This window comes from Methyloceanibacter sp., from assembly GCF_051306395.1.
Lineage (GTDB): Bacteria > Pseudomonadota > Alphaproteobacteria > Rhizobiales > Methyloligellaceae > Methyloceanibacter.
Map to the genome: position 1 here is coordinate 1 of NZ_JBPPND010000180.1, position 4,557 is coordinate 4,557.

5 protein-coding genes are annotated in these 4,557 nt (G+C 66.2%); 2 read left to right on the forward strand and 3 right to left on the reverse strand.

Annotation, left to right across the window (positions count from 1 at the left end; translation table 11 throughout):
- Both bioD and bioA read left to right on the forward strand, forming a co-directional pair.
- A partial coding sequence (bioD, locus tag ACSLE4_RS09475; RefSeq protein ID WP_435904216.1) for a dethiobiotin synthase occupies positions 1-565 on the forward strand: 565 nt, incomplete at its 5' end.
- Positions 562-1,914 (forward strand): adenosylmethionine--8-amino-7-oxononanoate transaminase, encoded by a 1,353-nt coding sequence (gene bioA / locus ACSLE4_RS09480; protein ID WP_435904217.1) that lies wholly within the window; start codon positions 562-564, stop codon positions 1,912-1,914. The genes bioD and bioA, both read left to right, overlap by 4 nt.
- Here bioA and ACSLE4_RS09485 read toward each other — a convergent pair.
- The 3 genes from ACSLE4_RS09485 to ACSLE4_RS09495 are packed head-to-tail and all read right to left on the reverse strand — an operon-like array spanning position 1,900 to position 4,425.
- Positions 1,900-2,646 (reverse strand): methyltransferase, encoded by a 747-nt coding sequence (locus ACSLE4_RS09485; protein WP_435904218.1) that lies wholly within the window; start codon positions 2,644-2,646, stop codon positions 1,900-1,902. The genes bioA and ACSLE4_RS09485 overlap by 15 nt on opposite strands.
- A complete protein-coding gene (locus tag ACSLE4_RS09490) occupies positions 2,612-3,238 on the reverse strand; it encodes an alpha/beta fold hydrolase (protein WP_435904219.1) in 627 nt (208 codons plus the stop codon). The genes ACSLE4_RS09485 and ACSLE4_RS09490 overlap by 35 nt, the downstream gene beginning before the upstream one ends.
- Positions 3,238-4,425, reverse strand: coding sequence for an aminotransferase class I/II-fold pyridoxal phosphate-dependent enzyme (locus tag ACSLE4_RS09495; RefSeq protein WP_435904220.1), 1,188 nt, complete (start codon positions 4,423-4,425; stop codon positions 3,238-3,240). The genes ACSLE4_RS09490 and ACSLE4_RS09495 overlap by 1 nt, the downstream gene beginning before the upstream one ends.
- Between the last annotated feature and the right edge of the window lie 132 nt (positions 4,426-4,557).

Here is a 4,557-nt window from a genome sequence, read left to right on the forward strand (position 1 = left end):
GATCCATCTCGATGGCTCCTATTGGAAGCCGGTGCAGGCGGGGGCGGAGCCCCCGACCGACTCGGCCACGGTGCAGCGTCTTGCCGATCTCCCGGTGGGGCGCATCTTACCGGAAGCCTACCTTTTGCCCGAGGCCATGGCGCCTCATGAGGCTGCCCGGCGCGCCGGCGTAGCCCTCGATATGCAGAAGCTGGCGCTGCCGCCAAGCGACGGGCTCGTCATCGTTGAGGGCGCGGGGGGGCTCATGGTGCCGCTCACCGAGGCTGCCTATGTGATCGATCTCGCGGCGGAGCTCGATCTGCCAATTGTCCTCGTCGCGCGCTCCACCCTCGGCACCATCAACCACACACTGCTCTCCATCGAAGCGATCAGGCGGCGCGGCCTGCCGCTCGCGGGTGTCGTCATCACCGGTCCAGAGACGCCGCACAACCGCGCCGCAATCGAACGCTACGGACAAATCGAAGTTATCGCCGAGATTCCCTGGCTCGAGACCGTCGACCGCGCGGCGCTCAAAGCCATCGAACCCGAACTCGATCTCCTGAAACTCGCAACGGTGAGACCGTGAACGACAGCGCGAACGGAAAGCAGAGCTTGCCCGCATCCGACGTGATCGCGCGCGACAAGCGCTATGTCTGGCACCCCTACACCCAGCACGGGACGGAGGTGGAACCGACCGTCATCACGCGGGCCAAAGGCGCGTCGCTATTCGATGCGGAGGGTCGCGAGATCCTCGATCTGATCTCCTCGTGGTGGACCTGCACCCACGGTCACGCCCATCCCAAGATCAACGCGGCGCTCGCGCGTCAGGCCGCGCTGATGGAGCACGTGATGTTCGCGGGCTTCACCCACGCGCCCGCGGTCGATCTCGCTGAGATGCTCGCCGGCCTTCTTCCCGGCGACCTCAATCGCGTGTTCTTCTCAGACGACGGCTCGACCTCGGTCGAAGTGGCGATCAAAATCGCATACCAGTCCTGGATCAATCGCGGCGAGCCACGGCGGCGCCTGCTCGTCGCCTTCGACGGCGGCTATCACGGCGACACGTTGGGCGCCATGTCGGTCGGGCGCGGCTCGCAGATGTTCGGCGCCTTCAAGGACCTCATGTGCCGGGTCCGGGTGCTGCCCTTCCCGGCCACGTTCGGGGGCGACGACGCGGCGGACGAGCGGGAGGCGGGCGCGCTATCGGCGTTCGAATCGCTCCTTGCAGATCATAAGCAGGCCGTCGCGGCGCTAATCATCGAGCCCTTGATGCAAGGCTCGGCGGGCATCCGCTTCTGCCGTCCAAGCTTTCTCAAGCGTCTCGTCGAGATGGCGCAAAGCGCTGGAGTCATTGTTATTTTCGATGAGGTCGCAACCGGGTTCGGGCGCACCGGCACGCTGTTCGCGCTGGAGCAGGCCGGCGTGGTGCCGGACCTCGTCTGCCTCTCCAAAGGACTCACCGGCGGCTACATGCCGCTCGCGGCCACGGTGGCGCGAGACCGGCTGTTCGACATGTTCCTCGGGCACAACTTCGACCGGGCGCTGCCGCATGGCCACTCGTTCACCGCCAATCCGCTGGCTTGCGCCGTCGCGCTCACCGCGCTCGGTCTCTACGAAGAAGAGCAGACCATGGCGCGCATCGGAGAGATCAATGCGCGGCATCGGACCATGCTCGACGTGCTGGCGGCGCGCGCGGACGTGTCGAAGCCGCGTGTGCTCGGCGATGTGCTGGCTTTCGAAGTTCAGGAAGGCGGGCAATACCAATCCGAGGCAAGCCGCAAGCTCAGGGCCTGGTATCTGGCCCACGGCTTCAACATCAGGCCGATCGGGTCGGCGGTCTATCTGATGCCGCCCTACTGCATCACAGACGAGGAACTCTCCCGCGCCTATGCGGGCATGATCGAGGGTCTCGATCAACTTGCCTCAGGTGCGCTCTAACCGCCCGTAGACGATGTGCCAGGTGAGGCGCCCGCCGAAGCGTTCATTTGTGGCGCGGATCGCGCGGCGCAGCGCACCGGGGGTAAGCGGCGCATAGCCCTCCCGCGGCGTCAGCCCGCCGACCGCCTTCATCCTGCGCAGAAAGGAAAGCGAATCATTGTCAGGCGTTAGATGCTCTTCCTCGACCACACCGGGAATCGCAGGGAGATCGGGGATGCCGCTCGGCAAGCCCTCCGTGGCAAGCACGGTCCGCCATTCGGCGAAGCTGTCAGGTCCGAGCGTGGCGAAGAGCAGGACGCCCCCCGGCGCCAGAAGTGCGCGCAAGCGTTCGAGGGTGGCGACAGGATCTCTCAGCCAATGCAGCGTCATGCTGGTGACGATGAGATCGAGATCGTCATGGCCGCCCGCCGCGCCCGCATCCATGACCTCATAGGTCACGCGCGCGCGCGTTCGTGCGAGGTTGCGGCGGCACTCGCCGATCATGGCCGGTGCCGCATCGGTGAGCACGAAGTCGCCGTCCGGATAGCGCGCGACGAGATGACGGCTGAGGAGCCCCGTGCCGCAGCCGAGCTCCAGCACCCGCGGCGCCTTCAGGTCCGGCAGCAACGCCGCCAGCCTCCGCGCCACATCCCTCTGTAAGCCAGCATGGTCCTCGTAGCCGGCTGCTTGCGCGCCGAAGCGCGCCGCGATCTCGGCGCTACGACGGGACAGAATTGGCGAATTCAAGGACATGACGGGCGCACCAGTCGGGGTGCCTCAAAGGCAGGATATGGCCGCCATCGGGCGACCAGACGATATTCTCCGTCCCCCATACGGCCTCGGACATGGCAGGAGGAACGATCACGTCGTCTCGGGCGGCGAGGGTAAGGATCGGACATTGCAGCCTTTTCTTAGCGGCCTCCGCATCCCAATGCATCAGCCAATCGAGGCCCTCATCGAGCCGTGCGACATTCAGCGCCTCCGTGGGCGCGAAATCCGGAGCGCCGCAAGAGCGCCAGAACGCGGCCATCGTGCCGCCAGGGTCGCGGGCGAGCCCGCGCTTGAGGGCAGCGACGCGGCCCTCCGGCACATGGGGGCTGAAACGATCGAAGCCCTGGATGGAGACGAGGCCCTTAAAGCTGCCCTTTCCCTCTTTCAGGAGCCACATGAGGCCGAGCGAATGGCCCACGGCGATGGCATCATCTGGCCAGTCCTCGTGGCTGGCGGGACCACCCGCGACGAAGCCGAGATCGATCAGGGTGATCGCGGACACCGGGAGATAAGCCCCCATGTCGGCCCAGACGCCGGCATTGAAGCCCCAGCCATGGACGAAAACGAAATGCATCAGGCCGACGCGGCCTTAGGCGCGGAGTGCGCGCCGTGCCCCAGCGCCACGCACAGGTGGTCCATGTCCGCTTCCGTGTGGGCGGCGGTGAAGGCAAGGCGCACGCGGGCGGCCCCTTGCTGCACGGTCGGGGGCCTGATGGCCGTTGCCCAGAACCCCGCCTCGCGGAGCTTGGCGCTCAATTGAAGCGCCGCATCCGCCGTCCCGGCGATCACCGGGACGATTTGCGTGGATGACGCGCCCGTGTCGTAGCCGAGCGCGCCCGCCTCCTCGCGGAAGCGCGCGGCGAGACCGGCAACATGGGCGCGGGCGCCCTCAAGGTCCGGCACGAGATCGAGCGCCGCGTCGATGGTGCCGAGCACGGGCGGCGGCAGCGCGGTGGAGTAGATCAAGCCGCTACAGCGGTTGACGAGATAGTCGCGTATGCCTTCCGAGCAGGCGACGTAGGCGCCGAAGCTGCCGAGCGCTTTGGAGAAGGTGCCGATCACGATGTCAGCCCCGCCGGAGAGGCCGCTCCCCCCCTCACCCAGAATACCGGTGGCATGCGCGTCATCCACGATCAGCATCGCGTCATGGGCGCGGGCGAGCGCCGCTATCTCAGGCACCGGAGCGACGTCGCCATCCATGGAGAACACGCTCTCGGTGAGGATGAATTTCGGGCGGCTATCTGATTGATACGGAGTCAAAAGCTCGGCGAGATGGCCAGCGTCGCCGTGCCGGTATCTGATCTGGCGGACACCTGCCGCCTTGCAGCCGAAATGCATGCTGGCGTGGTTCAAGCGGTCGGCGAAGACGAGCGGCTCGGCGCCGAGCACGCTTCGATCGAACAGCGCCTGCAAGGTCGCCGCATTCGCCTGGAAGCCGGACGCCATGAGAAGCGCCGCTGGCTTGTCCTTCAAGCTAGCGACCTTCGCCTCGATGGGAGCGAAGAGATCGAGATTGCCGGTGACGAGGCGCGAGGCGCCGGAGCCTGTGCCATATCTCTCGGCCCACTCCCGCGCCCGGCCGATCAGCGCCTCATGGAAGCGCAATGCCAGATAGTCGTTGCTGGCGAGATTGACGTAAGTGCGGCCGCCGACCCGAAGGTGGCGCGCATTGCCCGCGGCCACCCCCGTCAGCTCCCGCCGCAAACAGTCCTGCCCGAGCGTGTCGAGAAAGGCCTGGTACCGGCTTTCGCTTCCAACCATGATCCTGTATTAGCGAAGGGCCTGATCCCCAGCAATCAATCGCTTGGAGTCCCGTGTCAGAAACCTTGGAAAGCGTGAATCCTGTCAATCGCCAGGCCGCCCGCGCGGAGAGCCGGCGTGAGCAAAATGGCA

Bases quoted from the DNA above. Each gene is read 5' to 3' on its own strand.
- ACSLE4_RS09485 (WP_435904218.1), bottom strand. From the start codon at position 2,646: ATGTCCTTGAATTCGCCAATTCTGTCCCGTCGTAGCGCCGAGATCGCG.
- ACSLE4_RS09490 (WP_435904219.1), bottom strand. From the start codon at position 3,238: ATGCATTTCGTTTTCGTCCATGGCTGGGGCTTCAATGCCGGCGTCTGG.
- ACSLE4_RS09495 (WP_435904220.1), bottom strand. From the start codon at position 4,425: ATGGTTGGAAGCGAAAGCCGGTACCAGGCCTTTCTCGACACGCTCGGG.